Raw genomic sequence first — 23,840 nt, forward strand, 5'->3', positions numbered from 1 at the left:
TCCGGCTGGTATGAGCCGCGATCACGCGGAAACGGTTCACCGCAACTTTCTGTCTCGGGTTGCCGCGACAGACTTGCCGTCGCCGCGAACTGATATGGATCTGGCACGGTCGGGTCTTGCCGCGCATGATCTGGTCGCCCTGTTTGATGCGCAGCTTTTGTCGCGTCATCTCGACCGGATTGCGTTAAAGCTTCAGGCTCGAGGCGAGGGCTTCTACACGATCGGGTCATCCGGTCATGAAGGGAATGCCGGCATCGCCTGGGCGCTCCGTCCGACGGATATGGCGTTCCTGCATTACAGGGATGCGACGTTCCAGATCGCACGCTCCTTGCAGGTGCCAGGCACGACCCCGCTCTGGGATATGCTGCTAAGCTTCTCGACCTCGACGGAGGATCCGATTTCCGGCGGTCGCCACAAGGTTTTGGGGTCCAAGACGCTTGCCATTCCGCCGCAGACATCGACGATTGCTTCGCACCTGCCAAAAGCTGTCGGAGCGGCCTATAGTATCCCGCTATCGCGGCGGATCGATCCCGAGCATCGTGAGATGGAAAAGGACGGGGTGGTCGTCTGTACGTTTGGCGATGCCTCGCTCAACCACTCGACGGCGCAAGGTGCGCTGAACACAGCGAGCTGGACCGCCTATCAGGGGTCGCCCCTGCCGATCCTGTTCGTCTGCGAAGATAATGGTATCGGGATTTCGACCAAGACCCCGGAAAACTGGGTTGAGCAATCCGTCGCGTCGCGTCCGGCGCTGGATTATTTTCAGGCAGATACGACGGACATCCTCCAAGCCTATACGGTCACGAAACAGGCTGCCGAGCAGGTACGACGCCGTTGCCGCCCGGCTTTCCTTCACGCTAAATGCGTCCGTCTTTACGGTCATGCGGGACCGGATGCACCCAGCACCTATCTCTCCAAAGCGGAAATCGAAGCTACGGAAGCGCGGGACCCGCTTCTCGTGACGGCGGCGCGCCTGATCGCTGAAGGCGTGATGACAGCGCAGGATGTTCTTGATCGCTATGTCGCTATGGACACGCGCGTGGCGCGTGTGGCCGAGCAGGCCATCCGACGCCCGCGACTGAATTCGGCTGAGGCTGTGGCGCAAAGCCTGATCCCGCCGACGCGCAGTTGCAAGGAACCATCTGCCCCGGTTCCGATGGCGCGGGATCGATGCTTCGGCGAAAGTGACAAGCGCGCGCTCGGTCAATCCCAGCATATGGCGAAGTTGATCAATTTCGCGCTGACCGACCTTATGCTCTGCCATGAGGAGATCGTGCTCGCAGGCGAGGATGTCGGACGCAAAGGCGGCGTTTACGGCGTCACGCAGCGACTGCAGAAACGCTTCGGCGCGCACCGTGTCATCGATACGCTCCTGGATGAGCAGGCCATACTGGGACTTGGAATCGGGATGGCGCAGAATGGCTTTCTGCCGATCCCGGAAATTCAGTTTCTGGCCTACCTTCATAACGCGATCGATCAGATGCGCGGGGAGGCGGCAACGCTACCCTTCTTCTCCAAGGGACAGTTTACCAACCCGATGGTCGTGCGCATTGCCGGTCTGGGATATCAGCGCGGCTTTGGCGGGCATTTCCATAATGAGAACAGTCTTGTCGCGTTGCGCGATATTCCGGGCCTGATCCTGGCTTGCCCATCCAATGGACGCGACGCCGTTCTGATGCTCCGCGAATGTGTCCGTCTTGCCCGCGAAGAACAAAGGCTTGTCGTGTTCCTCGAACCCATCGCGCTCTACATGACGCGCGATCTCCACGACGCTGGCGATGGTGGCTGGATGTGCGACTATCCGAACGGTGATGAAGCGGTTCTGTTGGGCGAAGTGGCCACACATGGATCGGGTGATGATTTGGCGATCGTGACTTATGGAAATGGGGCCTATCTGTCGCGGCAAGCACAGAAGATCCTCAAGGATACGCACGAAATCGACGCCAGGATCATCGATATGCGTTGGCTATCCCCGCTGCCGAAGCAGGCGGTGCTGGATGCTGTGGCAGGCTGCAAGCAGGTCCTGATTGTCGATGAGTGCCGCGAACAGGGTTCGCACAGCGAAGCCTTGATGACCTTATTTGCGGAAAACGGTGACGTTCCGGCACACCGCCTGATGGCGACCGATTGCTTCATTGCGACGGGTCCGGCCTACGGCGTAACCATGCCGGATCGGGACGCGATCGTCACCAAGGCTGTCGCAGTCGTGGAGGAGGCGAAATGACACGCAAGACGGCGCTCATCGTCTGTCCGGGCAGGGGCGTCTATAATGCGCCGGAGCTCGGCTATTTGCGCAGCCATCATGCCGACAAGTCGGTGATGATCACGCGGTTCGATGAACAGCGTCAGGCGCTCGCTCAGCCATCGATCGCAGAGCTGGATGGCAGCCACAGATTCTCACGCGCGCGACTCACGCGCGGCGATAATGCATCGGGTCTGATCTATAGTTGCTCCATCGCCGATTTTCAGAGCATTGATCGCGACGCCTACGACATCGTCGCCGTTACCGGCAATTCCATGGGCTGGTATACGGCGCTCGCCGGTGGCGGGGCCCTGTCGCCAGATGACGGGTTCCGTGTCGTCAACACGATGGGCACGATCATGCATGAACATGCGGTTGGCGGTCAGTTCGTACATCCGGCCATGGATGCGGATTGGCGACCCGATCCGGCGATGCGAGAGATCCTGTTCGGTCTGATCGAGGCGATCGATGGTCTCTATCTGTCCATTCCATTTGGCGGGATGCTGGTGCTGGCTGGAACGGATGCCGCATTGGCCGAAGCCGAAAGCCGCCTCGATAAGATCGATGGACGTTTTCCGATGCGCCTTCCGAATCATGGCGCGTTTCACACGCCGTTGATGGACGATAATAGCCGGCGCGGCCGGACGGCACTGCCGGAGTCGCTATTCCGTCAGCCCGATCTTCCTCTCATTGATGGGCGCGGCGCTATCTGGATGCCCCGCGCAGCCGATCTGTCGGCGCTGTGGGACTATACGTTCGGCGCTCAGGTGACAGAACCGTATGATTTCACCCGCGCCGTTCAGACCGGGTTGAAGGAATTTGCGCCGGATTGCATTATCGTGCTGGGGCCAGGCAATACGCTGGGCGGCGCGACGGCGCAGGCCATGCTGATGTGCGATTGGGACGGGCTGACGACGAAAACCGAGTTCATCGACCGTCAGGCGACGGATCCGATTCTGCTCGCCATGGGTCATGCGGAACAGCGGCCTCGCGTGACATAATTCGCAAAATTATACCGTCATTTTGCGCATTCGCGCGATGACAATGGCGCGCCTCCCTGTCAAAGCGCGCTCTTTCTATCTCGGAGAGCATCATGAAGAGCATTGCCGTTCTGGGGCTTGGTAAAGTTGGCGCATTGGCGGCGCAATTGCTGGTCGATAGCGATTTCAAAGTTGTCGGTGTCGATATGCATGCCGAGCCGCACAATCATAATCATGAAGTCCGTCGCATCGATGTGACGGATGCGGTCTCACTCGGCGCTCTGTTCGCCGAGATGGATGCCGTTCTGTCCTGCCTGCCTTATCACCTCAATATCGGTGTCTCTGATGTCGCTCATGCAGCGGGGATACACTATTTCGATCTGACCGAAGATGTGCCGACAACCAATCATGTGCGCAAACTGGCTGAAACCTCCAAGGGGCTGATGGCACCGCAATGTGGTCTGGCGCCGGGTTTCGTCGGGATCGTCGGTGCGGACCTGATTGAGAAGTTCGATGAATGCCGGTCCTGCCGGATGCGGGTCGGCGCGCTGCCGCAGAATCCGACCGGGCTGATGGGCTATGCGTTTAACTGGTCGCCGGAAGGGGTGGTGAACGAATATCTCAATGATTGCGAAGTGATCGAAGAGGGCGAACGCAAGATGGTTTCCGCCATGGAGTGGCGCGAGAAAATCTTCATTGACGGTCTCGAACTGGAGGCCTTCACCACATCGGGCGGGCTCGGCACCATGTGCGAAACCTATCTCGGCCAGGTCGAGAATATGGACTATAAGACCATGCGCTATCCGGGTCATTTCGACCTGATGAACTTCTTCTTCCACGAGCTTCTGATGCGTGAAGACCGGGAGAGAGCAGGTGAGATTCTCGTCAACGCCAAACCGCCCGTTGATCAAGACGTCGTCTATGTCCATGTCGCAGCTGAAGGGACGATCAACGGACAGTTGTCACGAAAGGAATATGTCGGGGCCTACAAGCCGCTTATGATTGCCGGCAAGTCCCGCACCGCGATCGCTTGGACGACGGCGGGCTCGGTCGTAGCCGTGATCGAAATGGTCCGGGACGGCAAGCTGCCCAGTAGAGGCTTCCTCAAGCAGGAAGACATTTCGCTCGACAATCTGCTGAATACGCGAACCGGCAGCTTCTACACACGCTAACCGCAGCCCCGCTCGGATGATTTGCCTTATCGAAGCTGGGATATTGACAAACAGGATCAGATATGCAACCAGTTGCGCAACTGATGGCATTTCTGACTGACCATACGACCAAACAGGCCTATCTGGGGAAGGCCGCGCATGATCTTGTCAGGCTGACCTCTGATCAGGTGGCAGACATCTATGACCGTCGACAGATAATCATTCCCGTCGAACTGTCTTCAACCCTTCATAGTCTATCGCTCAAAAGTGGGTCGTCTCTGACAGAAATTGCGAGCACTCTGGGATTGCCGCATCAGCTTGTCGCCCAGCGTGTGCGTAAACTCATATCGCTTGGCCTGCTCGAACGACGTCCTGACGCGACAGACGGTCGGCGATTTGAGCTTCACCTGACGGATTACGGCCATGACCAGGCCGATAGGCTGCGTGTCTGCATGCGTGACATGTCGCGTGTCTATGAGGGACTCTATGAGGAAATAGGTTGTGATCTGCCCGCGATCCTGGGTGCGGCGATGAAAGCGATCCGCGATCATTCTCTCGTCGATCGGTTCGAATCCCGCGGGCTGCTCTGATTATAGGAAAAGGGGACTGCAGATGGGCAATGAGATAACGAAGACTGTCACCTGTTTGAGTATAGCGCTAGTGTTGTGTGGTTGCGAGGCAACTATCGAGACTCCCTTTGCTGAGCCTATCGGCTTTAACGCGACACCCTATTGCGATGTGGATAGGGGCGCTGAACTGGTCATCCCCGACGCGATTAAGGACGTCATTGCGGCTGAGACGGTCGATGAGGACGCTCTCGCCAATGCCGTTCTTGTCAGGTCGGCGATGAGAATGGCGCACGGCTCACCATCCACTGAGGCGTGCCAGGCAACTTTTGCCGCCGGAGATGTCACATTTCGGTGGCAACTCAGCGCCGCTCAGGATGACCATGCGACACGCGGCGGGTTTGACCCTGCTCAGGACGAAGATATTCTCGCAGTTCAGACGGACATCACCCGGCTCTGGCGGGAAGATCAGGCCGCTCGCCATGCCATGATTGGCTTACGAAAACTAGATGAGACAGATACTACAAAGTGGGCGCAAAGTCGCGCTGTCGCGCATGGGACACGGATCGACGCCATGGCAACGACGGCTATTGCAGATTACGCAGATCGCTACGGCTGGATTGACACGAAACGGTTCGGCGAGAGCGTGTCCGCTCATGCCTGGATTCTGGTTCAGCACGCGGACGACCATCCGGAATTTCAGGCGGACATTCTGGCCAGGATGAAATCCTATGTGGACCGCGGCGAAACGAGCCTGCGCAATTATGCCTATCTGTGGGACCGGGTTGCCGTGAATACCGGGCAATTGCAGCGCTACGGTACGCAACCGAACTGGGAATGCGACGAAAATGGCAAGATGGAACTCAGGCCGCTGGAAAATCCCGAAACGGTCAATGAGCGTCGTGCGGAAATGGGCCTGAACACTGTTGAGGAAGGCCTGGCCAGCATGGAAGCGAATGTCTGCGGCTAGTTCTGATCCGCCTAATCCTGCGCGCCTAACCCTCTCGAGGCGGGGGTTGCTGGGCTTCGACGATGCGATCATCAGCGACATCAAGCCCGATCCCGTCGGCGGATTCTCGATCGACCTCGATTCCCTGCTCCTCCAGAGCGTCCATGCGGACGGATACGGCATTCCGGATTTCTGCGGCGTAGAGCTTCGGCGTGTCCGGCGTATCGATCAGCGGCGGCAGGATGCGGAAGCTTGTATCGCCTGTGTTCGGACCGGGTGCACCCGCTTGCGCTGAGGCAGCGAGCAGGCCCAGCGTGACTGTGGCGAGAGCGGTCCGGAACCGGGATGAAAGGCGCTGTGTCATGCTGTCCGTATCCATTGGGAATCAGACAGAAATAGGGCGAGCACTGGGCCATCCCATGGTGGTTTGTCGCTAATCCTAGCCCATCAGGCCCAATTGAGACGGCTCATAAGCGAAGATCGCGGCGTCGCCGCCCGTATGCACGAAGACAATATCGTCAGCCTTGTCGAATGTGCCGTCCATGACCAATGAGATCAGCCCTGCGAGCGATTTGGCCGAATAGGTCGGATCGAGCACCAAACCCTCCAGACGTCCAGCAAGTCGCATCGCCTCCAGGCATTTTTCGTGTGGCACACCGTAGGACGGACCTGCCATGCCACTGCGCAGGTCGATAGCGTCCAGATCGAATATCCAGCCTAGCCGTTTACCGGCGGCAAGCATGATCGCGGCCGTGTCCTGTCGAACGCGATCCGGCTGGGCGTCGATGTCGAAACCGATCGCCTGCGTCTGCTGCAAACCGATCTGACAACCCATGGCAATCCCTGCGTGGGTGCCGCCGGATCCAGATGCGAAAATGATCGCAGCCGGGGCGCGGTCCATCTGCTCGCCGATTTCGGCAATGAGTGTTGCATAGCCGATCGCGCCCATGGGGCTGGAAACCCCGTAGGGCAGAATGGCCGGATCAAACCCGTCTGCGCGTAATCGCGATGCTATCGTCTTCAGCGCCTGATTGGGGTCTGAGGACCAAGGCATCGGGTGTTTGGTTGCCCCGAATAGATCAGATAGAAGCGCATTGCCGGATGTATAGTAACGCTCGGACCCCGCCTCGACCCGGCCTTCGAAAACGGCCAGATGGCAGGGAATGCCGGCGGCGGCACAGGCTGCAGCAACCTGCCGCGCGGAATTGCTCTGCACCACCCCGCCGGACACGACGCAGTCTGCGCCCGCGTCCAGCACATCGCGCAAGGCGTAATCGATTTTGCGTAGCTTGTTTCCGCCCGTACCCAGTCCGGTCAGATCATCGCGTTTAACCCAGATTCGCGGGCCGCCGAGATGCTGGCTCAGATTGTTCAGCGGGTGGAGCGGGGTCGGCAAATGTGCGATGCCCATGCGCGGGAACGCATCAAGGATGCCCCGCAAACTGTCTGTGCCTGTTGCGCTCAGATCGATAGTCCGTCTGGCACGGGCAGGTCGCGCCGCGCGCAGGCCGCCAGAACGGTATTTCGCAACAGGCAGGCGATCGTCATCGGGCCGACACCGCCCGGCACAGGCGTGATCGCGCCGGCCACTGGCTCGGCTTCGGCAAAATCCACATCGCCGACAAGGCGCGATCCGGATTTGCGTGACGCATCCGCCACGCGATTGATGCCGACATCGATCACGCAGGCCCCGGCCTTGATCCAGTCGCCCTTGACCATGTTTGGACGCCCGACGGCCGAGACGAGAATATCCGCGCCGCGACAGACGACGGGCAGATTATCGGTGCGGGAATGCGCGACCGTGACGGTGCAGTTCTGCTGCAGAAACAGTAAAGCCGCCGGTTTTCCGACGAGGATCGAGCGGCCGATGATAACGCAATGTTTGCCAGATAAATCGCCGAGCGCTTCCTTGGCCAGAATTACGCAGCCTGTCGGTGTGCAGGGTCGCAGACCGGGTTTTCCGAGCGACAGTCGCCCGGCGCTGATTTCCGTGAGCCCGTCAACATCCTTGTCCGGGTCGATTTCGGCGATCACCCGATCGCTATCGATATGGGCGGGCAGCGGCAGCTGCACGAGAATGCCGTCCACGTCCGGGTCGGCATTGAGAGCGCGAACCGTTTCGACGACATCCGCCTCCGTCGTCTCCGCGGGCAATCGGCGCTCCACACTGTTCATGCCGACCGCCTGGGAGAACTTGACCTTGTTGCCGACATAGACCTGGCTGGCCGGATCATCGCCGACCAGAACGACGGCGAGCGTCGGAGTGACAGAGAGTGACGCGATGGTGAGCGCGACATCTTCGCGCAGACGCGCCGCGACCGCTTTGCCATCAATATGGTTGCTGTTCATCATCTGCTCCGTCACGACCAAGACGCATGTCCGCCTGACCATCAGGATCGTCTATCCGAAAATCCATTCAATGGTAGGGTCAGCGTTGTTTCGTGTGAGCTATAGAGGCGATGAAGGGTGTTCGGGAAGGCGGTTATCACATGTTAGAACTGTGTGTCTGCCTGACCTGTACCATGGACAGGATGCGAATTGCCCGGCAAACCTTTCTGAGTGTCGTAAACTGTTCGCAAAGACGCGCTAGGGCGCATCTTTTGTAACTGGACCGGTTTGCGATGAATAGGCCGGTACCGAAGGGGACAGAATTGAGATGAACCGTGACGGTTCGACATCGACAGGGCAACCGGACAGGCTGATGGCGGTGCTTCGCCTTGTCTTTATGACTGTGTTCTGCACTCTGGCCGCATGGTTGACGATCCGGCTCATCCTGGCCTTGTTCGTCCCGTCCTCGACATGGGAGCCTGTTCTCATCGCAGATGCGGGTCCGATCCAGGCCCGAACCGCGGTCAGCTATGATTTTTCCTATAATCCCTTTGCTGCTGGAGACGCGGATAACACCGAGATTCCGCCTGTCGATACGGGCGATGATGCCCCTGAGACGACGCTGAACCTGACACTCAAGGGCTTGCGTTCGGGTCTGAACGGCACAGCCTTTATCCGGACCCCTGATGGGCAGGAGGACAATTACTATATCGGTGACACGATCATGCCGAACGTAGTCTTGCGCGGCGTCTTTCCAACCCATGTCCTGATCGACGTCAATGGCCAGACGCAACGACTGACGACCGAAGACGCCAAGACGGCGGCGCGCGCCACCCGCTCCACATCCGCCCCACAATCGACAGGCCTGCGTACGCTGGGCACGGTGGACGCCACACAACTTCTGTCGCAGGTCGAGCTTGTCCCGTCATTCGATCGCGAGATGCAGCGCAATGGCTTGCTGATAAAGGCCCGTAACAGCTCCGCCGACCTGTCCGCATTCGGCTTGCAGTCCGGCGATATCATTACGCGGTTTGCCGGGCAGAGCCTGATGAGCGGCATGCCCGACATCGTCGCCATCCGTCAGGCAGCGGGTGCGGGCCGCCCGGTCGTTGTCGATCTGATCCGCAACGGCCAACCCATGACGATCACGATTGGATCATCTTCATGAGCTTTTTCAGAACCCTGATGGTCGGCGCAGCGCTGGCGACCTTGCCGCTGACACTGGCAGCCGGTCCGGCCATGGCAAACGATAATTACGTCAGCCTGCAGGAAGCCGATATTCGCGATTTTATCGACGATGTCGCCGTGGTGACAGGGCGTACATTTCTGGTCGATCCGCGGGTGCAAGGCAAAGTGACGATCAGTAGTGAACAGGCGCTGACTGACGGCGAAGTCTTCACGGTCTTCAAGGAAGTTCTACGCGTTCATGGCTACACGCTGATCCGTACACCCAATGGCGAATACCGCGTGACATTGCTGCAAGGCAGCGCGCAGGATGCCCCGCTAACCCGTGCCAATGGTGTATCAGGTCAGATGAGCACGGCGATCATCAAGCTGCGGGAAGCGGATGCGTCCGCTGCAGCGCGACTGATCAAGCCCGTCATGCACAGCCAGGGACAGGTCACGGCCAACCCGAATGGAAGCGTTCTCGTCGTGACCGACTTCCCGGAAAATCTTGTCAAGGCGCGGGAAATTGCCGCCGCGATGGAAACGACCAATCTGGTCCGGGAGGTGGTCACGCTCAATCAGATTTCTGTTGTCGATGCGCAGGAGGTCCTGACGGCGCTGAGTGGGCGCACGCCCGACCAGCAGACCTACAAGGCGGTCGCTCTGCCGGGAACGAACAGCCTGATCATTGAGGCGGCACCGGATGAAATGGCCCGGCTGCGCCAGCTGCTTGCGACAATGGATGTTGGACGCGCGACTCCGCGCGGTGCTCTGACGACAATTCCCCTGCGCTTCGCTAACGGCGCGGATCTGCTGGAGATGCTGAACGGTCTGCTGCCGTCCTATGTGCGTGATGGGCAGGCGGCGCCGACGGTCGCCTATGATGTCGGCTCCAACACGCTGGTCATCAGTGCGGACGGCGATACGCAGGCCGATCTGGCGCGGCTGATCCGTCAGCTGGACGTGCGTCGTCCGCAGGTTCTGGTCGAAGCGCTGATTGTCGAAATTTCCGAAACCGCAGCGAAAGAACTGGGCGTCCAGTTTGCGCTGGGTGATACGTCGGGATCGACCGTGCCGCTGATTTCGACCAACTATACGCGCAGTGCGCCCAATCTCCTCTCTCTGGCTGGGGCTTTGACTGGTGCGACGACGGATGACGCCACACAGGCGGCTGCCTTGTCCAGCCTGACCGGGCTTGGTGGCGGGACGATCGGAGTCGGTGGCCAGAGCGACGATATTCTGTTTGGAGCTATTTTGAATGCGGTCGAAACCGATGATGACAGCAATGTTCTGTCGACACCGTTCGTCACGACGCTGGATAATCAGCCGGCGACCTTTCTTGTCGGTCAGGAAATTCCGATCACCACGGGCGAAACGCTCGGCACGGCTAATCTGAATCCATTCCGCACTTTCGAACGCAAGGAAGTCGGTATTCAACTGGATGTCCTCCCGCAGATCAGTGAGGGTGACGTCATCCGGCTGGAAATCAATCAGGAAGTCAGCTCGATCGCCGGCGTTCTGACATCGACGGCTGGGGACTTCGTGACCAATAAGCGCCAGATCGAAACGACCGTTCTGGCCAATGACGGCGAAATCATCGTGCTGGGCGGTCTGCTGCAGGACGACGAACAGATCGATATTGAAAAAGTGCCCGTACTCGGTGATCTTCCTGTCGTGGGGAATGCGTTCCGCTCTAAAGGACGTACGCGTGCCAAGACCAATCTGATGGTGTTCCTGCGACCGACCATCATCCGGGACAGCAATGACGCTGCACTGGCCACGCAGAGCCGTCTGAGCCGGATGCGGATGGAAGATCGTCTGCAGAGCGGTCGAGACGTGTCCAAGATAGACCTGATTCCAATCGATCCGATCGATCCGCTCAATCCAATCGCGCCAACCGAATGAATCGACGCTTGATCATACTCGTAGTGGCGCTGGCGGGGGTGGCCTCGCTGATCCAACATGCGCCTCTGGCATGGGTCGATAGCGCCCTGCCTGACGGGTTCGGTCCGGTTACAGGTACATATTGGAATGGTCAGATCGACGATGTTCCCTTGCTCGGAGACGTGTCGGTCGATGGCCGTCTGGGCCATGTCCAGCTGGCGACGGCCCCCGGAGAAGTCACGTTTCGTGGGGATGTCAGCCCGACCGGGGTCACGGACCTGGTCCTGTCCATGCCGATTGCCCGGCTTCCGATCTCCGATGCGCGTCTATCGGGACTAGTGGGTCGTGTCAGTCTGCAGATCGACGAGGCCGTTATCGAAGAAGGTGCTTGTGTGTCGGCTGTCGGACATGCCTCGACCGACGTCCTGTCCGCCAACCGTGCGACCTTTGACTGGTACGGACCCGAGCTGGCAGGACCGGTCGACTGCATCGACGGACGCTTGCGCGTGCGCCTGTCGGGTCAAGAGGGCGGACAAAACGTATCGGCCACAATCCTGACCGGTATGGACGGCACCTACCGGTCGGACATTTCGGTCGTCACGGCGGACCCGATGGCAGGCAATGCGCTGGCGCTGTTTGGATTCGGTCCGGATGGGCAAGGCGGATATAGCCTGTCTGAGCAAGGGCGCTGGCGCTAGGCATGCGTGCAATTCTTCTCATAGTCGCGCTCGGTGTCAGCGCGTGCGCGAGCAATCCTGACGCGGGCTCGATGGCCGCCGACATGTCGGCGACGGGATCGGCATCTGCCGACAGACTGCCGCCGCAGACGCTTGCCGCAGGCGAGTGCGGCCTGTTCGGCTGGGACGCCGTGGCCGCGACCCGTTTCGTGTTTTTCGCAAAGGGCGGTGCAGCGCTCTACGCCGATGGGCAATCCATCCGTTCGATGCGTTCCGAAGGCGCGTTTCCGGCCACGGATTACGGTCCGGTCCAGATCGAGCTGGGGCCGCCTGACGCCCTGATCGATGGTGTCCGCTATCCTGAGGCGCGTCTCACCGCCCTGATGGATGACGGCTATACGCGGGTACAGCCCCTGGTCATGCTGGAAAGTTGTCGCGGCAATTAAACGAGGCGCTGGACCAGCCAGACCGCCCCGATGCCGACCGCCAGAAAAGGCCCGAATGGTATGCGCGCGTCCCGCGCTTCGCCTTTCGGCAGGACATAGGCGAGCGCGGCCAGACTGGCGATCAGTACGATTGCAGGCAACGCCCATGCCCCGCACCAGGCCCCGCCGACGGCCAGCAGCTTGGCATCGCCGCGCCCCAATCCGTCGCGTTTGCGGATCAGCTTGTAGAGCGTTTCTACAGCCCAGAACGTTGCATAACCCAAGGCCGCGCCGAGCAGGTGCGGATAGAAGTCCAGGGCGGTGCCAAACGCCCATGCCAGACCAGCCGCCAGAAGGGGAAATGTGATCAGATTGGGCAGACGCTGCGTGGCCCAGTCTATTCGCGCCAGCTGCACCAGCGCGCCGATCAGCACCACACCGCTCAGAATTGTCACACCGGTGATCACAGGCGTTGCTTTATCGGAAAAGCCCTTGGACGGAAGCGGGTAAATCCGCCATAGCGCGCATATTCGTCCACCTTGCCCATCCGGGAGCCGCGCATGTCCGACACGCCCGATCGGCTGGACCTGAAAGAGCCTTACGAGCGATTGGAGGAGGACCCTCCCAATCCGATCGTGACTGCCTTGGGTCTGAGCAGTGATGACGAGCTTCACATCCGGCTGGATGCGCTGCACCCGGCTGATTTCTCCGATTATCTGGAAGAAATGACCGACGCTCAGCGTGAGGAGTTGATCGCGCGCGCTCCGGGTCTGATCACAGGTGAGCTGCTCGCGGAGCTCGAAGATGATGTCGTTGAGGATGTGCTGCCGCTGCTGGAACCCGGAGCGATTGCCGATGCGCTGACGGAGCTCGACTCCGACGATGTCACGCAGATCATCGAAGAAATGGATGAGGCACAGCGCGAAGACGTGCTGGAGGCAATGGAGCCACTGGAGCGGGCAGGTGTCGAGGCGTCGCTAAAGTTTGACGACGAAACCATTGGCCGGCTGATGCAGCGCGAGTTTGTCTCCGCGCCCGAATTCTGGACAGTCGGCAATACGATCGACCATATGCGCGATGCCGGTGAAGAGCTGCCGGAGCTGTTCTTCAATATCTATATCGTCAATCCGCGCCTGCAGCCGGTCGGCTATGTCCCGGTCTCAAAGCTGATGCGCGCCCGGCGCGATGCCACGCTGGCATCGCTGATGGAAGAAAAGCTGTTCACGATCGCGCAGGATCTCGATCAGGAAGAGGCAGCCTATCTGTTCGAAAAATACCATCTGATTTCCGCGCCCGTTGTCGATATGCAAGGCCGGATCGTCGGCATGATGACGGTCGACGATATTCTCGACATTATTCAGGACGAGAACAAGGAAGACATTCTCGCGCTTGCGGGTGTGAGCGAAGCGGGCATTACCGATACCGCCTACGAGACAGTGCGGTCGCGCGCGCCCTGGCTGCTGGTCAATCTGGTTACGGCCATTCTTGCCAGTTTCGTGATTGCGCGTTTCGATTACGCCATCGAGCAGATCGTCGCGTTGGCCGTGCTGATGCCGATCGTGGCGAGCATGGGCGGAAATGCAGGAACGCAGGCCCTGACCGTTGCGGTCCGGGCGCTGGCGGAGCGTGATCTGACCCGCGGCACGGCCCTGCGCACCATTCGCCGCGAAGCGATTGCTGCAGTCATCATCGGACTGATGTTCGCGGTCGCCATGGCCGGGATCAGTTTCGTCTGGTTCCGCGACATCGAACTGGCGGGCGTTGCCTTCATCGCCATGATCATCAATCACTTCTTTGCCGGTCTGGCTGGCATATTGATCCCGCTCGGATTGAAACGCGCCGGGGCCGACCCGGCTGTCAGCAGTTCCGTATTCGTCACGACTGTGACCGATGTGGTCGGCTTTGCCGCCTTCCTGGGTGTTGCAGCTTATGTTCTGCTCTGATTAACGGTGCCGAGCCCGTTAGGGGTTTGTTAACCACGTTCCTGCGTGCCGCTCTCCTGTCAGGGGAATGCGGCACGGAGCTTGCAACTTCGCTCCCGACCTATGAGCGAGAGTGCCACTATGACCCGGAGCCTTTCCGTATCGGAGACCGGACTTCGCCTGATCAAGGCGTTCGAAGGATTCCGCCCTGTCGACCGCGAACTTGTGACGGGCGCACGCGTCGTCGGATATGGCCACCGCGTTTTCTCCCAGACGCCGATCCGGATGACGGAAGAGCAAGCCGAGGAAACCCTGCTCCTGGATCTGGAAGCCTATGAAGAGCTGATCAATGAAGAGGTTCACGCGCCATTGACGCAGAGCCAGTTCGATGCGCTGGTGTCGCTGGCCTTCAATATCGGTCCGAAGGCCTTCCGGGGATCGGATATACTGCGTGCCATAAATAATGGGCGCCCGCTGGATGCCGCCGCCGGGTTCGACGTCTGGCGCAAGGCGACCATCGACGGGAAAACCTTCGTCGTGGACGCGCTGATGCGCCGCCGTACGGCTGAAAAATCCCTGTTCCTGCGTACCGAAGCCATCATACCCGCCCCGAGCGCCCTGCTCGAACCCAAAGCGGATTACGATACCGGGCTTGGCCCGATCGAAGACGGCTTACCCATTTTTACCGAAGACGATGCTATCGGGATTATTGCGCGTGCGCCCTATGAGGCCACGCCGGATCCAGCTTTCGATGAGGACGAGGAAGTTGATATCGACGAAGATGACGATGTCCTGACCCTGTCTGCAGACATGGAGGCGGAGATCGAGCCTGAAGCCGATCCAGAGCCCGAGCCCGAGCCGGAAGAAGACCCCTTTGAGTTTTCCGATCTTGCGTCCCTGATGGCGGTTACGACCGCCGAGCCGGAACTTGCACCTGATGATGAAGACGCGCTGGTCGTCGATGATGAGGACGGAGATGATGACGAAGATGAGGGCGATGACGACGACGACGACGAAGATGATGGCAGTGCGTTGGCAGCGGACAGTGCTGAGAGCGAAGGAGAGCTTGACGACGAAGAGGACGAACTGGAGGTCGCGGCCCGCACTATTGACGAGACTGTCGAAGAGACCCTCACTGAATCGCCCATATCCGAAGCCGCCGACTCGCTGGGCGAGCGCCTCAGTGCACTGCTGGACTCAGATGCCGAGGAGACGGTCACGGAAACTGTTGATCTTCCTGAATCGCTGATCGAAGCGCCCAGTGATGACAAGCGCTCCAACCTTGTGACCTTTCCGTCCCGTCAGCTGGTCGATCCAGAGCCCGTCGATCCCGGTGATCCCGATGGCCTGGCTTTCAATGACGGCGAAGCAGTCGCCGAAGACGCCCCGAATAATAGCGTAATCAATCCGATTGTGATCGACAATCTGGCGGCGGACGATGTGATCCGCGCCAGCGGAGACTCCAAAGACGTCATCTACGATCCAGAGGGTGACCCAGTCGAAGCGGCAACGCGCTATCTGGAACGGGCCGGTGTGGCGATGGATGAAGACAAAGCGGGCGGCGGCATGTGGATCCCGTTGGCTCTGGGCGCCATTCTGATCGGCGTCAGCGCCGTATTGCTGGGCCGGGGCGCAACGAGCCTTTTGAACGCCTGGGGCCCGGCCTCGGTTATTGCGGCCGCCGTGACGGGCGGGCTGATGATCCTGTTCACCCTCTATGCGGCGGCGCGCGGACGGTTTGCCTAGCGTTCGGTTAACGCCCTAGTGTCAGAGCTTTAACGGATTTGTGGCAGGACGCGTCGCTCTAAGACCGAACCCAATTATCGGAGACACCATCATGTCGACGGCCCTTGCCCAGACTTCTGCCAGCCGTAGCGCCAATTTGGCTCCGCTACGCAAATCCGTGCCTGTCGCGACCGTGCCTGACATGCTCGATGGCTGGACGGACGAGCATAGCGCGACCTTCCAGTCCGACATCATGACGTTCCGTCACCGGCTGGAGAAAACCGGATTGTTCAGCGACGACGCGCTGGTCGATCTTCTGGAACGCCACCCCGGTACGATGTTGGACGTTTGCACGATGGGTGCGGCTGACCATCCGCTCTATCCGAACCGGTTCCGGACCGGCGATTTTCGTGGCATCCCGGGTGCGGATCTGCTGGCCGCTGCCAAGGCGGGCAAGATCTGGATCAATGTTCGTCAGGCTATGAATATTCATCCGGAATATAAAGCCGTACTCGACCGCATGTATGGCGATCTGTCCGAAGCGACGGGCAACCGGGCCTTCAATGCCAAGGGCGGCATTCTGATCAGTTCGCCGGTCGCGCGCGTACCCTATCATTTTGACAAGACCGAAGTCATTCTCTGGCATGTGCGTGGCAGGAAGACCGTCTATGTCTGGCCTGTCAATCAGACCTTTATTCCAGACCGCGCGCATGAAGCGACGCTGACCAATATGATTGATGACGATCTGCCTTACACCGCTGATTTCGAACAGCATGCAACCGTGCTGCGACTGGAAGACGGCGACGGGGCGACTTGGCCACTCAACGCGCCGCACCGCGTAGATAATGAGACTTTCTGCGTCTCTGTCACGACCGAATATTCGACGACGGAAAGCGGTATGAAAAACGCGGCAATGCTGACCAATGCCACGATGCGCCGCTATCTCGGCGCGCAGCCGCTCTATGAACGGGACGGCGCCATGTCGCGCCAGGTCAAGTCATTCGCCGGACGCATCATTCGCAAAACGCCCTTGGCCAAGGACAACACACATACCGACATGGTGACATTCCGCATCGATGCGTCGCAGGAGGGCTATCTGGTCGATGTCGAGCCCTTCGAACGGAATTTCTAGAGCAGTCTGAAGGCTTTCTGCACAGGCGCAAAGCTGCGCCTGTGAATGGGGCTTGGGCCCAGACGCATCAGCGCGTCGAGATGGGCGCGGGTCGGATAGCCCTTATGGCTTGCAAATCCGTAGCCGGGATAACGCTCGTCTGCCTCGATCATCAGCCTGTCGCGGACCACCTTTGCGACGATTGACGCGGCTGCGATGCAGCGACTTTTCGCGTCGCCTTTGATAATGGCCTCTCCGCTGCAGCTCAAATCCGGTGGAACACGGTTGCCATCGATCAGCGCATAGTCGGCCTGCAGGCTGCTGGCGGCACGCGCCATGCCGCTCATGCTGGCCCAGAGGATGTTCAAGGCGTCGATTTCCGCCGGTTCGATAACCGAAATCGCAATTTCAGCCTTGTCTTGGAGCGCGTTCAGCAAGCATTCACGACGCATAGGTGACAAGGCCTTGCTGTCGTTCAGCCCGTCCGGGATGTCTGACGCATCAAGGATGACTGCCGCGCAGACCACTGGCCCCGCCAGTGGACCGCGCCCGGCTTCATCCGCACCGCAGATACGGGCGAACCCTCTTGCCTGTGCCGCGTTATGATGCGTGTCATCCGGTGTCATGTCTGAGCGGCCTTATGGCACGGGACCTGCACGAACGATATGTAATGCAGGACTTTCTCGCGCTGTGTGTAAATGATAAACGGCTTTAACCGAATTCTTCAGGAGTTACCCATGTTCAACGTCAAGATCGCCGCAGTTCTGGCCGTTGCCAGTCTCGCCCTGAGTCCCGTCGCCTTTGCGCAGGACGCAGCCCCTCAGACCGACGATGCAGCCCAAGCCAAGGCGAAAGCCGACGCAGAAGCTCTGGCCACGCCGTCGACTGAAGGCGTCGTTACTGACGCGGCGTCCTGCACCTATGAGGGCGGGAATGTGGAAACATTGTCAAATGGAACAATCTGCCTGATCCCGATGCGTGGCGAAGCGCTGGCATCGCAATTCTACGACGGTCAGGGTTTTGGCGTCATTCAGTGTGAAGGCAATGGTGAATTCGCCAATGAGATCACACCGGGTGGTAGCTTCTGCCGCGTCTATCTGACCGAGAAAATCGTCCCGAAGACCCGTGAAGAGATCGAAGCCGAACTGGCCGCACAAACGGCAGCAGCACTGGCTGAAGGCGCGTCCGACGCCACCAACTAAGCAGAGCTTCACCCGAATGTGAAAAAGCCCGGCATTGCGCCGGGCTTTTTCTTTGCGCGGATGACGGGTAAGCGCGCGACCATGCTGATCATCGTGATCCCGACCTGGCAGGCCCAAGACGGCCTGCGCCGCCTGCTGCCGCAGCTTGCCGACGCGCACGTCATCGTCTCTGACGGCGGATCGACGGATGAGACGTTGGACATTGCCGTTGGGGCAAAGTGCGTCATGGCGCTCGGCGCGTCAGGCCGCGGCGCACAGCTCCGTCTCGGTGCCAAGGCCGCATGCCTGTCGGGCGACACGGATGATTGGTTTTTGTTCCTGCATGCTGACTCGCAATTGCCGGAGGACTGGCAATCCGTGGTGACGAAAGCGATGCGCGGATCCGATGCGCGCTATTTCAAATTTCGCGCTGATGCGTCCGGGATGCGCGCGCGGCTCATGGACCGACTGGTCGGCCTGCGGTGTCGCGTGCTGGGTCTGCCTTACGGCGATCAGGGCCTTCTGATCTCCCGGCGTTTGTATGAGCGTGTGGGCGGCTATGCCGCCATGCCCCTGTTCGAAGACGTGGATGTGGTGGAACGCATTCGCAAGGTGGCGGCGTTGCGTCCGCTACCAGCAGTCCTGACGACGGATGTGTCCAAACACTGGCAAGAGGGTCTGTGGCGTCGGGGCACGCGCAATCTGGGCCTTCTCTGGCGCTATAAGCGCGGGGCATCGGTTGACGTCCTGTTGCGGGACTATTCAGCATGACCCGTCCGGAGCTTTTCGTTTTCGCCAAGCGTCCGGCCATGGGAGCCGCAAAGACGCGGTTGTCCCGCGATATCGGCCCGGTTCATGCGCAGCGCCACTACCGCGCCATGACGGCGCAAATCCTGCGCAATGTCACCGACCCGCGCTGGGATACGACGCTCTACGTGACGCCGAAAATGTCTGTCGGCAGAGTCCCGGCCTGGGCGGGGTTTGATCAGCGCGCGCAGCCTGGCGGATCCTTGTCGCCGCGTCTGGCCGAGCTTTTTTCCGGGCCGCCCAGGCCCGTTCTGGTCATTGGCACAGACTGTCCACAAGTGAGGGCGAACGATATTGCCGAAGCGATACAGGCATTGAAAAAGGCGCCGTTCGTATTCGGTCCAGCCAGCGACGGCGGCTTCTGGTTGATGGGCGCACATGCGCCCCTGCCGACGGACACGTTCGACAGGATTCGCTGGTCAAGCGAGCATACCTTATCCGATCTGGAAGGCCGGATTGGTGGTCATGTCGCCAAGTTGCGCATGCTGACCGATGTCGATGACCTGCACGGGCTTCAAGTCTGGAAACGGCGCGCCTAATTCGCTTGCCCGAGCTCCGCGTCGATCAGCGCCACCGTCGCGTCGATCAGCGACAGGTTAGCGCCCTTGCCATGTCCCGGAACGACGGTTTGCGTGTTGGGATAGGTTGCCTTGGTCCAGAGCAGGGATTCCCTCCACAGGGGGAGGTCGGCGTCCAGCGTATTGCCGAGTGTTCGGCTTTCCGCACCGCGTACGGCGCAGCCTGCATAGAGAATGTTGCTGTCGGGCAGGTAGGCGATCAGATTGTCGGGTGCATGGCCATGGCCGGGAAAGGCGAGTTCGATCTTGCCGACCCGCGTACGCGATTGCGGCGCGTCGAGAGCTGCCACGGACGTGTTCGGCACCGGCCAGCCCGCGCGTGCGGCGAGCGTCGGCGTGTCCGGATGGGTGAAGACTTCCAGCCCTTCGCGCTCAGCGGCATCGACCCCCTGCGTCCGGTCCGCATGGTGATGGGTGACGACCAGCCGCGTCACCGGCAGTCCCGTTTCCTCGCGCACGGCGTCGATCAGCGACAGGGTCGCTAATTCGCCCCAGGCCGCATCGATCAGGGTCACGGCCTCGCCGTCGATGACGACCAGGCCGTTGACTGGGATCGGCGCCTGACCTGGTAGAGTATAATGGGTCGTATGGACCCAGACACCTTCCGCGATGGGTGATAATGTGACCGGGTAGTCGGCCCGAAGCTCGGTCAGAAATCTATCGGCAGCAAGTGCTTCCGTGGCCGGAGGCGTCACGGCCTCGGTTTGGCTGCCGCAGGAGGCAAGAAGAACGACAGAAAGAAGAAGAATGCGTTTCATGGTCGCGCAGGTAGCAAGGGCTGCGCCGCAGTGGAAGAGGCCATAACCCCGACAATCAAAGCGCGGCCAGAGCCTCGCGCAGTGTCAGCAAATCCTGCCACGCTTCGGCCTTGAGTGCAGGCTGGCGCAGCAGAAAAGCCGGATGGTAAATCGGCAGAACGGGAATATCGCTGGTCCCGACATTCACGCTCATCCACTGACCGCGATTTTTCATGATGCCGGTCACGCCGGTCATCACCTGCATGGCTGTCCCGCCCGTCAGCAGGATCAGTTTCGGTTTCGCCAGCTGGATATGCCGGTTCACAAAGGGGCGGCACAGTTCCAGCTCCGCCGGATCGGGCTTGCGATTATTGGGTGGACGCCAGAAACAGACATTGCCCACATAGACGTCATCCGTATCGCCTTCGCCGGACTTCAGCCCGATGGCCCCGAGCATGCGGTCCAGCAATTGGCCCGACCGCCCGACAAAGGGTTTGCCCGCCATATCCTCGTCCCGACCCGGCGCTTCGCCGATTATCATCAGGTCGGATTCCGGATTGCCGCGCGACAGAACGGCCTGCCGCGCCCCGTCTGACAATGGACCAGCGTCAAACTGGTCCAGCGCGGTCTTAAGGTCTGCGAGCGTCTTGCAGGCCGCAGCGATCGGGCCGGGATCGGCAACGTCTGATTTGGGCGACGTCGGCGCGCGTGCCGGGACGCTTTCGGGAGCGGGCTTGGGCCGGATCCGCCTGACAGATCGCGCCAGCGGCAGATCGGGCGCTTCGACGCCGACGCGCTCATACCAGTCGAGCAGGGATCGGAGGGATGTCTCCATAAAGCCTCTATAGGGCAGTTTAACGTGATTGACCCCCCGGTTATGCACAGGCTGGGGGCGATCCTGGGGGCATCTGTCGCGGGTTTTCACTTTCACCGCTCGGATCGTTTCGCTAACAGCCCAAGTGATGCTGCGTTTTGCCACCATCCTTCTGATTGCACTGGCCGCCACCTGGTGGGTCCTGTCAGGCTACACCAAGCCGCTGTTGCTGACGCTGGGGGCGATCAGTCTCGGGCTGGTGCTGATCATGACGATCAGGATGCGAATCGTCGATGAGGAAACCGCGCCCTATCTGACCGTTCCGCAAGCGCTGGCCTATTTCGCCTGGCTGATGGTCGAAATCGTCAAAGCCAATCTCGCCGTCGTCCGCGCCGTCGTTTCGCCCAATCTCGAAGTCTCGCCGACCCTGACCAAAATACCGACGGGGCAGAAATCCGCGCTGGCGAGAACCATGTTCGCCAATTCGATCACGCTGACGCCAGGCACCGTGTCGGTCGACATGCAGGATGATCATATTCTTGTTCATGCACTCCTGTCGGAGATGAGCGCCCCCGAAGATTTCGAGGAAATGAGCGACCGTTCGGCCTGGGCGGTCGGTGAACCCGAAGCGGGAACGGCAGAGTAATGCGCGATCCCATGCCCTATATCATGCTGGCCGCGACACTGGTTCTGATTATCGCCATGGTGCTGATGCTGACACGGCTGATCGGGGGGCCGTCTCTCTATGATCGCCTGCTGGCCGTGAACAGTTTCGGGACGAAGACAGTCCTGTTTCTCTGTGTCTTCTGTTTCATTATCGATCGGCCCGATGGGATCGACATTGCCTTGCTTTATGCACTGATGAATTTCATCGCGACCATCGCCGTGCTGAAATTCTTCAATTACCGCGCTTTGACGGTCGATTTGCGCGATGTGGCGGATCAGGAGGACGGGTCATGATGACGGTCCTGCTGATGGCGGCGGAGCCTGTTGCCACGACTGCGTCCAGCGGCGGCATAAGCGGTGCCGACGTCATCGGCTTCCTGCGTGATCTGATCACTGTCATCAGTCTGGCGGGAGGATTGTTTTTCGTCCTTGCGGGGACGATCGGCGTCATTCGGCTGCCGGATTTCTATACCCGTCTGCATGCGGCGGGCATGACCGACACGCTCGGTGCCGAGCTGATTCTGTTCGCCCTGATCGTTCAAAGCGATAGCTGGCAGGTGATCGCCAAGCTGCTGCTGGTGGCCTTCTTCCTTTTCGTGACATCGCCGACAGCCACCCATGCCGTCGCCCACGCCGCATACCGGGCCGGGGAAAAGCCGAAGCTCGGCCCATGGCGCGCGCCTTCCATCGAAGATGAGGGCTGAGCGAACCTATGCCGATACTCGCAGTTCCGACATCCCCGCTGATTTCAACATTGCTCCTCGATATCGGTCTGCTGACGCTGCTGGTCATTGTCGCCTTTGCCATCGTCCGGATGCGGTCGCTTTTTGCCATCGTCATGCTGCAGGGCGTGTTCTCACTGGTTGCGGCGGCCTGGTTCGTGACGCTGGACGCTGTCGATGTAGCCTTTACCGAGGCCGCTGTCGGTGCAGGTGTGTCAACGGTTCTGATGCTCGCGGCGATGCTGCTGGCCGACCGCGAATCCACGCCCGTGCCGATGAGCCGACAATGGGGACCGCTCGCCGTCGTACTCGTTGCGGGGACGGCCCTGATGTATGCCGTGCCGGACCTGCCCGCCTATGGCGATGCGGACAGCCCCGCCAATAGCTATGTCGGCACGGATTATCTGGCGAAGACGGTGACGGAAGTCGATATTCCCAATGTCGTCACGGCGGTGCTGGCCTCCTATCGGGGCTATGACACGTTCGGTGAGGCGGTCGTGATTTTCGCTGCCGGGCTGGGCGTTCTGCTGCTGTTGGGCCTTAACGGCAATGCCGGACAGTTCCGCGCTCAGGTCAAGGGCCAACGCCTGTCCGACCCGCATGCGCCGCCAGGCGCGACCAGCGCGGACACACAGACTGTCACCTCGCCCGCGCCAGCGAACCCGCCCGGTCGCAAGCGACGGAAACATCCGCCATCCGTCACGCAGATCGGGGAGGGCGGATCATGAGCCGCCCTGTCGACAAGCCGAATGATGATGTGACCCTGCCGCACGATCCGCATGTGCTGCTACGCGTTATTGCGAAGTTCCTGATCCCGCTGATCGCGCTGTTTGCCTTTTACGTCCAGTTCCACGGAGAATATGGTCCGGGCGGCGGCTTCCAGGCCGGCGTCATCCTCTCAGCCTCCGTTATTCTCTATGCGCTTGTCTTCGGTCTGGATGAGGCCAAGCGCGCCTTTCCGCCCTGGCTGATCCGGGTCGGGATGAGTCTCGGCGTTCTGCTGTATGGCGGGACCGGTGTCGTCGCCTGGCTGCTGGGCGGAGAGTTCCTGAATTACAGCGTGCTCGCCCATGATCCGATCCATGGTCAGCATTGGGGGATCATCGCCATCGAGGTCGGCGTTTTGACGACGGTGACCTCGGTCATGCTTGCCATCTTCTATGCTTTCGGCTCCCGTCAGCCCGATATTCAGAACGAGGAATGGTAAG

General features: G+C 60.1%; 27 protein-coding genes. 20 read left to right on the forward strand and 7 right to left on the reverse strand.

All coding sequences use genetic code 11. The features are described 5' to 3' along the window. The first annotated feature begins 10 nt into the window (after nucleotides 1-10). The 5 genes from AB6B39_RS06300 (at nucleotide 11) to AB6B39_RS06320 (ending at nucleotide 5,909) form a co-directional block, all read left to right on the forward strand. A complete protein-coding gene (locus AB6B39_RS06300; protein WP_284369588.1) occupies nucleotides 11-2,224 on the forward strand; it encodes a dehydrogenase E1 component subunit alpha/beta in 2,214 nt (737 codons plus the stop codon). Further along, nucleotides 2,221-3,243 carry an ACP S-malonyltransferase gene (locus AB6B39_RS06305; protein WP_284369586.1) on the forward strand — a complete coding sequence of 341 codons (1,023 nt, stop codon included), beginning with the start codon at nucleotides 2,221-2,223 and terminating at the stop codon, nucleotides 3,241-3,243. Before AB6B39_RS06300 ends, AB6B39_RS06305 begins: the two co-directional genes overlap by 4 nt. A gap of 92 nt (nucleotides 3,244-3,335) precedes the next feature. Continuing rightward, nucleotides 3,336-4,394, forward strand: a complete 1,059-nt coding sequence (locus AB6B39_RS06310) for a saccharopine dehydrogenase family protein (RefSeq protein ID WP_284369584.1) — start codon at nucleotides 3,336-3,338, stop codon at nucleotides 4,392-4,394. 62 nt (nucleotides 4,395-4,456) lie between these two features. Further along, entirely contained in the window at nucleotides 4,457-4,963 is a 507-nt protein-coding gene (locus AB6B39_RS06315; RefSeq protein ID WP_371398721.1) for a MarR family winged helix-turn-helix transcriptional regulator, read from the forward strand. Between the two features lie 148 nt (nucleotides 4,964-5,111). Then, nucleotides 5,112-5,909, forward strand: a complete 798-nt coding sequence (locus AB6B39_RS06320) for a DUF6624 domain-containing protein (protein ID WP_284369581.1) — start codon at nucleotides 5,112-5,114, stop codon at nucleotides 5,907-5,909. Nucleotides 5,910-5,934: 25 nt separating this feature from the next. Here the strand turns inward: AB6B39_RS06320 and AB6B39_RS06325 are convergent, their stop codons facing one another. From AB6B39_RS06325 to folD, 3 genes are all read right to left on the reverse strand, one after another. Next, complete coding sequence (locus AB6B39_RS06325; protein ID WP_284369579.1) at nucleotides 5,935-6,252, reverse strand: hypothetical protein; 318 nt, start codon at nucleotides 6,250-6,252, stop codon at nucleotides 5,935-5,937. A gap of 75 nt (nucleotides 6,253-6,327) precedes the next feature. Beyond that, on the reverse strand, nucleotides 6,328-7,299 hold the full coding sequence (locus tag AB6B39_RS06330) for a pyridoxal-phosphate dependent enzyme (protein WP_284369577.1): 972 nt from the start codon (nucleotides 7,297-7,299) through the stop codon (nucleotides 6,328-6,330). Between the two features lie 50 nt (nucleotides 7,300-7,349). After that, nucleotides 7,350-8,237, reverse strand: coding sequence for a bifunctional methylenetetrahydrofolate dehydrogenase/methenyltetrahydrofolate cyclohydrolase FolD (gene folD / locus AB6B39_RS06335; RefSeq protein ID WP_348520140.1), 888 nt, complete (start codon nucleotides 8,235-8,237; stop codon nucleotides 7,350-7,352). Between the two features lie 307 nt (nucleotides 8,238-8,544). Here folD and AB6B39_RS06340 point away from each other — a divergent pair, with 307 nt between their 5' ends. Genes AB6B39_RS06340 through AB6B39_RS06355 form a run of 4 tightly spaced genes read left to right on the forward strand, consistent with a single transcriptional unit; the run spans nucleotide 8,545 to nucleotide 12,390 of the window. Continuing rightward, nucleotides 8,545-9,384 (forward strand): type II secretion system protein N, encoded by an 840-nt coding sequence (locus AB6B39_RS06340; RefSeq protein WP_284369573.1) that lies wholly within the window; start codon nucleotides 8,545-8,547, stop codon nucleotides 9,382-9,384. Further along, nucleotides 9,381-11,288 (forward strand): secretin N-terminal domain-containing protein, encoded by a 1,908-nt coding sequence (locus AB6B39_RS06345; protein WP_284369571.1) that lies wholly within the window; start codon nucleotides 9,381-9,383, stop codon nucleotides 11,286-11,288. The genes AB6B39_RS06340 and AB6B39_RS06345 overlap by 4 nt, the downstream gene beginning before the upstream one ends. A gap of 8 nt (nucleotides 11,289-11,296) precedes the next feature. Continuing rightward, entirely contained in the window at nucleotides 11,297-11,965 is a 669-nt protein-coding gene (gene gspN, locus AB6B39_RS06350) for a type II secretion system protein N (RefSeq protein ID WP_284369569.1), read from the forward strand. A 2-nt stretch (nucleotides 11,966-11,967) separates the two neighbouring features. Continuing rightward, nucleotides 11,968-12,390 carry a hypothetical protein gene (locus AB6B39_RS06355; RefSeq protein ID WP_284369563.1) on the forward strand — a complete coding sequence of 141 codons (423 nt, stop codon included), beginning with the start codon at nucleotides 11,968-11,970 and terminating at the stop codon, nucleotides 12,388-12,390. On the opposite strand, the gene AB6B39_RS06360 is transcribed toward AB6B39_RS06355, so the two are convergent. Beyond that, nucleotides 12,387-12,836: a prepilin peptidase gene (locus tag AB6B39_RS06360; RefSeq protein ID WP_371398722.1), complete on the reverse strand. Its 450-nt coding sequence runs from the start codon at nucleotides 12,834-12,836 to the stop codon at nucleotides 12,387-12,389. The genes AB6B39_RS06355 and AB6B39_RS06360 overlap by 4 nt on opposite strands. A gap of 93 nt (nucleotides 12,837-12,929) precedes the next feature. Here AB6B39_RS06360 and mgtE point away from each other — a divergent pair, with 93 nt between their 5' ends. The 3 genes from mgtE to AB6B39_RS06375 all read left to right on the forward strand — a co-directional run bounded on the left by mgtE (nucleotide 12,930) and on the right by AB6B39_RS06375 (nucleotide 17,148). Further along, on the forward strand, nucleotides 12,930-14,312 hold the full coding sequence (gene mgtE, locus AB6B39_RS06365) for a magnesium transporter (protein ID WP_284369560.1): 1,383 nt from the start codon (nucleotides 12,930-12,932) through the stop codon (nucleotides 14,310-14,312). Nucleotides 14,313-14,432: 120 nt separating this feature from the next. After that, on the forward strand, nucleotides 14,433-16,037 hold the full coding sequence (locus tag AB6B39_RS06370; protein WP_284369559.1) for a lysozyme: 1,605 nt from the start codon (nucleotides 14,433-14,435) through the stop codon (nucleotides 16,035-16,037). A gap of 91 nt (nucleotides 16,038-16,128) precedes the next feature. Beyond that, nucleotides 16,129-17,148, forward strand: a complete 1,020-nt coding sequence (locus tag AB6B39_RS06375; protein WP_284369558.1) for a hypothetical protein — start codon at nucleotides 16,129-16,131, stop codon at nucleotides 17,146-17,148. On the opposite strand, the gene AB6B39_RS06380 is transcribed toward AB6B39_RS06375, so the two are convergent. After that, nucleotides 17,145-17,753 (reverse strand): ribonuclease HII, encoded by a 609-nt coding sequence (locus AB6B39_RS06380; RefSeq protein WP_284369556.1) that lies wholly within the window; start codon nucleotides 17,751-17,753, stop codon nucleotides 17,145-17,147. The genes AB6B39_RS06375 and AB6B39_RS06380 overlap by 4 nt on opposite strands. Before the next feature lie 111 nt (nucleotides 17,754-17,864). On the opposite strand from AB6B39_RS06380, the gene AB6B39_RS06385 reads away from it, so the two are divergent. From AB6B39_RS06385 to AB6B39_RS06395, 3 genes are read left to right on the forward strand one after another with little or no spacing between them, the layout of a single operon-like run. Further along, complete coding sequence (locus AB6B39_RS06385) at nucleotides 17,865-18,329, forward strand: hypothetical protein (RefSeq protein WP_284369553.1); 465 nt, start codon at nucleotides 17,865-17,867, stop codon at nucleotides 18,327-18,329. Between the two features lie 18 nt (nucleotides 18,330-18,347). Beyond that, the gene (locus AB6B39_RS06390) at nucleotides 18,348-19,079 is read left to right on the forward strand and encodes a glycosyltransferase (protein ID WP_284369551.1); all 732 of its coding nucleotides are present in this window, start codon (nucleotides 18,348-18,350) and stop codon (nucleotides 19,077-19,079) included. After that, on the forward strand, nucleotides 19,076-19,654 hold the full coding sequence (locus AB6B39_RS06395) for a DUF2064 domain-containing protein (protein WP_284369549.1): 579 nt from the start codon (nucleotides 19,076-19,078) through the stop codon (nucleotides 19,652-19,654). Before AB6B39_RS06390 ends, AB6B39_RS06395 begins: the two co-directional genes overlap by 4 nt. Here AB6B39_RS06395 and bla read toward each other — a convergent pair. Together bla and AB6B39_RS06405 are read right to left on the reverse strand one after the other, a co-directional pair. After that, the gene (gene bla / locus AB6B39_RS06400; RefSeq protein WP_284369547.1) at nucleotides 19,651-20,451 is read right to left on the reverse strand and encodes a subclass B1 metallo-beta-lactamase; all 801 of its coding nucleotides are present in this window, start codon (nucleotides 20,449-20,451) and stop codon (nucleotides 19,651-19,653) included. The two genes, AB6B39_RS06395 and bla, sit on opposite strands and share 4 nt — an antisense overlap. Nucleotides 20,452-20,506: 55 nt before the next feature. After that, nucleotides 20,507-21,265: a uracil-DNA glycosylase gene (locus AB6B39_RS06405; RefSeq protein ID WP_284369545.1), complete on the reverse strand. Its 759-nt coding sequence runs from the start codon at nucleotides 21,263-21,265 to the stop codon at nucleotides 20,507-20,509. Between the two features lie 127 nt (nucleotides 21,266-21,392). On the opposite strand from AB6B39_RS06405, the gene AB6B39_RS06410 reads away from it, so the two are divergent. Genes AB6B39_RS06410 through AB6B39_RS06430 form a run of 5 tightly spaced genes read left to right on the forward strand, consistent with a single transcriptional unit; the run spans nucleotide 21,393 to nucleotide 23,839 of the window. Next, complete coding sequence (locus AB6B39_RS06410) at nucleotides 21,393-21,890, forward strand: Na+/H+ antiporter subunit E (RefSeq protein ID WP_284369543.1); 498 nt, start codon at nucleotides 21,393-21,395, stop codon at nucleotides 21,888-21,890. Next, nucleotides 21,890-22,204, forward strand: a complete 315-nt coding sequence (locus tag AB6B39_RS06415) for a monovalent cation/H+ antiporter complex subunit F (RefSeq protein WP_371398723.1) — start codon at nucleotides 21,890-21,892, stop codon at nucleotides 22,202-22,204. The genes AB6B39_RS06410 and AB6B39_RS06415 overlap by 1 nt, the downstream gene beginning before the upstream one ends. Then, nucleotides 22,201-22,614: a monovalent cation/H(+) antiporter subunit G gene (gene mnhG / locus AB6B39_RS06420; protein ID WP_284369539.1), complete on the forward strand. Its 414-nt coding sequence runs from the start codon at nucleotides 22,201-22,203 to the stop codon at nucleotides 22,612-22,614. Before AB6B39_RS06415 ends, mnhG begins: the two co-directional genes overlap by 4 nt. Nucleotides 22,615-22,622: 8 nt before the next feature. Further along, the gene (locus AB6B39_RS06425) at nucleotides 22,623-23,360 is read left to right on the forward strand and encodes a DUF4040 domain-containing protein (protein WP_284369537.1); all 738 of its coding nucleotides are present in this window, start codon (nucleotides 22,623-22,625) and stop codon (nucleotides 23,358-23,360) included. Continuing rightward, complete coding sequence (locus tag AB6B39_RS06430; RefSeq protein ID WP_284369535.1) at nucleotides 23,357-23,839, forward strand: Na(+)/H(+) antiporter subunit B; 483 nt, start codon at nucleotides 23,357-23,359, stop codon at nucleotides 23,837-23,839. The genes AB6B39_RS06425 and AB6B39_RS06430 overlap by 4 nt, the downstream gene beginning before the upstream one ends. Nucleotide 23,840: the final 1 nt, after the last annotated feature.

The organism is Algimonas porphyrae, assembly GCF_041429795.1.
Taxonomy (GTDB): Bacteria; Pseudomonadota; Alphaproteobacteria; order Caulobacterales; family Maricaulaceae; genus Litorimonas; species Litorimonas porphyrae.

What these genes read in the sequence shown, in the direction of transcription:
- AB6B39_RS06310 (WP_284369584.1), top strand. Translation starts at nt 3,336, where the DNA reads ATGAAGAGCATTGCCGTTCTGGGGCTTGGTAAAGTTGGCGCATTGGCG.
- AB6B39_RS06370 (WP_284369559.1), top strand. Translation starts at nt 14,433, where the DNA reads ATGACCCGGAGCCTTTCCGTATCGGAGACCGGACTTCGCCTGATCAAG.
- AB6B39_RS06395 (WP_284369549.1), top strand. Translation starts at nt 19,076, where the DNA reads ATGACCCGTCCGGAGCTTTTCGTTTTCGCCAAGCGTCCGGCCATGGGA.
- AB6B39_RS06345 (WP_284369571.1), top strand. Translation starts at nt 9,381, where the DNA reads ATGAGCTTTTTCAGAACCCTGATGGTCGGCGCAGCGCTGGCGACCTTG.
- AB6B39_RS06340 (WP_284369573.1), top strand. Translation starts at nt 8,545, where the DNA reads ATGAACCGTGACGGTTCGACATCGACAGGGCAACCGGACAGGCTGATG.
- AB6B39_RS06375 (WP_284369558.1), top strand. Translation starts at nt 16,129, where the DNA reads ATGTCGACGGCCCTTGCCCAGACTTCTGCCAGCCGTAGCGCCAATTTG.
- AB6B39_RS06410 (WP_284369543.1), top strand. Translation starts at nt 21,393, where the DNA reads ATGCTGCGTTTTGCCACCATCCTTCTGATTGCACTGGCCGCCACCTGG.
- AB6B39_RS06385 (WP_284369553.1), top strand. Translation starts at nt 17,865, where the DNA reads ATGTTCAACGTCAAGATCGCCGCAGTTCTGGCCGTTGCCAGTCTCGCC.
- AB6B39_RS06315 (WP_371398721.1), top strand. Translation starts at nt 4,457, where the DNA reads ATGCAACCAGTTGCGCAACTGATGGCATTTCTGACTGACCATACGACC.
- bla (WP_284369547.1), bottom strand. Translation starts at nt 20,451, where the DNA reads ATGAAACGCATTCTTCTTCTTTCTGTCGTTCTTCTTGCCTCCTGCGGC.
- mnhG (WP_284369539.1), top strand. Translation starts at nt 22,201, where the DNA reads ATGATGACGGTCCTGCTGATGGCGGCGGAGCCTGTTGCCACGACTGCG.
- AB6B39_RS06425 (WP_284369537.1), top strand. Translation starts at nt 22,623, where the DNA reads ATGCCGATACTCGCAGTTCCGACATCCCCGCTGATTTCAACATTGCTC.
- AB6B39_RS06380 (WP_284369556.1), bottom strand. Translation starts at nt 17,753, where the DNA reads ATGACACCGGATGACACGCATCATAACGCGGCACAGGCAAGAGGGTTC.
- AB6B39_RS06430 (WP_284369535.1), top strand. Translation starts at nt 23,357, where the DNA reads ATGAGCCGCCCTGTCGACAAGCCGAATGATGATGTGACCCTGCCGCAC.
- AB6B39_RS06405 (WP_284369545.1), bottom strand. Translation starts at nt 21,265, where the DNA reads ATGGAGACATCCCTCCGATCCCTGCTCGACTGGTATGAGCGCGTCGGC.
- folD (WP_348520140.1), bottom strand. Translation starts at nt 8,237, where the DNA reads ATGAACAGCAACCATATTGATGGCAAAGCGGTCGCGGCGCGTCTGCGC.
- AB6B39_RS06325 (WP_284369579.1), bottom strand. Translation starts at nt 6,252, where the DNA reads ATGACACAGCGCCTTTCATCCCGGTTCCGGACCGCTCTCGCCACAGTC.
- AB6B39_RS06330 (WP_284369577.1), bottom strand. Translation starts at nt 7,299, where the DNA reads ATGGGCATCGCACATTTGCCGACCCCGCTCCACCCGCTGAACAATCTG.
- AB6B39_RS06415 (WP_371398723.1), top strand. Translation starts at nt 21,890, where the DNA reads ATGCGCGATCCCATGCCCTATATCATGCTGGCCGCGACACTGGTTCTG.
- mgtE (WP_284369560.1), top strand. Translation starts at nt 12,930, where the DNA reads ATGTCCGACACGCCCGATCGGCTGGACCTGAAAGAGCCTTACGAGCGA.
- AB6B39_RS06355 (WP_284369563.1), top strand. Translation starts at nt 11,968, where the DNA reads ATGCGTGCAATTCTTCTCATAGTCGCGCTCGGTGTCAGCGCGTGCGCG.
- AB6B39_RS06305 (WP_284369586.1), top strand. Translation starts at nt 2,221, where the DNA reads ATGACACGCAAGACGGCGCTCATCGTCTGTCCGGGCAGGGGCGTCTAT.
- AB6B39_RS06300 (WP_284369588.1), top strand. Translation starts at nt 11, where the DNA reads ATGAGCCGCGATCACGCGGAAACGGTTCACCGCAACTTTCTGTCTCGG.